Annotated in this window: 1 protein-coding gene; it reads left to right on the forward strand. The window is 64.4% G+C overall.

Features of this window, described 5'->3' with window-relative positions; translation table 11 throughout:
• Positions 1-163 precede the first annotated feature (163 nt).
• Entirely contained in the window at positions 164-1372 is a 1209-nt protein-coding gene (locus ACZ7M3_RS52840; RefSeq protein ID WP_472073989.1) for an IS256 family transposase, read from the forward strand.
• Positions 1373-1417: the final 45 nt, after the last annotated feature.

The following is a 1417-nucleotide window of genomic DNA, read 5'->3' on the forward strand; positions in this document are numbered from 1 at the left end:
GGGACTGTCCTAAAGATTGTGTATGCCCTGGTGTGACCCAGATGGCATGAGGTGCGGCCTCTGCCGGGAAGGATCACCGATGGGGATCAAGGGCGAGTCGCCCCGCGAGAGCATCGTACGAACGGGGGCTGAGTTGGCGAGAGCAGCCGAGCTGGATCGGGACATGGCCGCGCAGTTGGTGGAGCGGGCCCGGCGTGAGGGGCTGAATCTGATGGGCGAGGGCGGGTTGTTGTCCGGCCTGGTCAAGCTGGTTCTGGAGGGCGCCCTTGAGGCTGAGATGAGTGAACACCTCGGCTACGAGAAGGGTGACAAGACCGGGGCGGGCTCGGGGAATTCACGCAACGGGACGTCACGCAAGACGGTACTGACAGACGTCGGGCCGGTCGAACTGGAGGTTCCGCGGGACCGGGCCGGCAGCTTCACACCAGCCATCGTGCCCAAGCACTCACGGCGGGTTGAAGGCTTCGACGCAGCGATCCTGTCGCTCTATGCCAAGGGGCTGACAACCGGCGAGATCCAGGCCCATCTGGCGGAGATCTACGACGTGGACGTCTCGCGGGATCTGATCTCGCGGGTCACCGACAAGGTCACCGCCGAACTGGAGGCCTGGCGCCAGCGCCCGCTGGACCGCGTCTACGCGGTCGTCATGATCGACGCGATCGTCCTCAAGATCAGGGATGGCGCGGTCGCGAACCGGCCGGTCTACATCGCTGTCGGTATCAATCTCGAAGGCGAACGAGACGTGCTGGGAATGTGGGTGGGCACCGGAGGCGAGGGCGCCAAGACCTGGATGGCCTGGCTCGCGGAGCTGAAGAACCGCGGCATCCAGGATGTACTGATCGCCTGCTGTGACGGGCTCAAGGGCCTGCCGGAGTCCATCCAGAACATCTGGCCGCTGGCCGACGTGCAACTTTGCGTGGTCCACATGGTCCGCGCCAGTCTCAAGTACGCCTCCACCAAGCACTGGTCGCAGATCGCCAAGGAACTCCGCCACGTGTACACGGCCCCGACAGCGGATGCGGCCGAGGCGCGGTTCGCCGAGTTCGAGGACGTCTGGGGCGCCAAATACCCGGCCCTGATCGCCACCTGGCGGCGCAGCTGGGAGCACTTCGTGATGTTCCTGCGATTCCCGTCCGAGATCCGCAAGATCGTCTACACCACCAATATGATCGAGAGCCTCAACTCCCGATTCCGGCAAGCCACCAGAAGGCGGGGCCACTTCCCCGACGAGAACGCCGCGTTGAAGGTCCTCTACCTCGTCGTCCGCGACCGCCAGCCCAACCGGCCCAACGCCACCGGCAGAACCCGCAACTGGAAGGAAGCCATCAATACCCTCGCCGGCTACTACGGCGACCGCGTCACCGACCAGTAAGAACAGGTACGAGCACCGGGCTTACACAAAGAAAAAGACACTCCC

Source organism: Streptomyces sp. NPDC111656 (genome assembly GCF_055656965.1).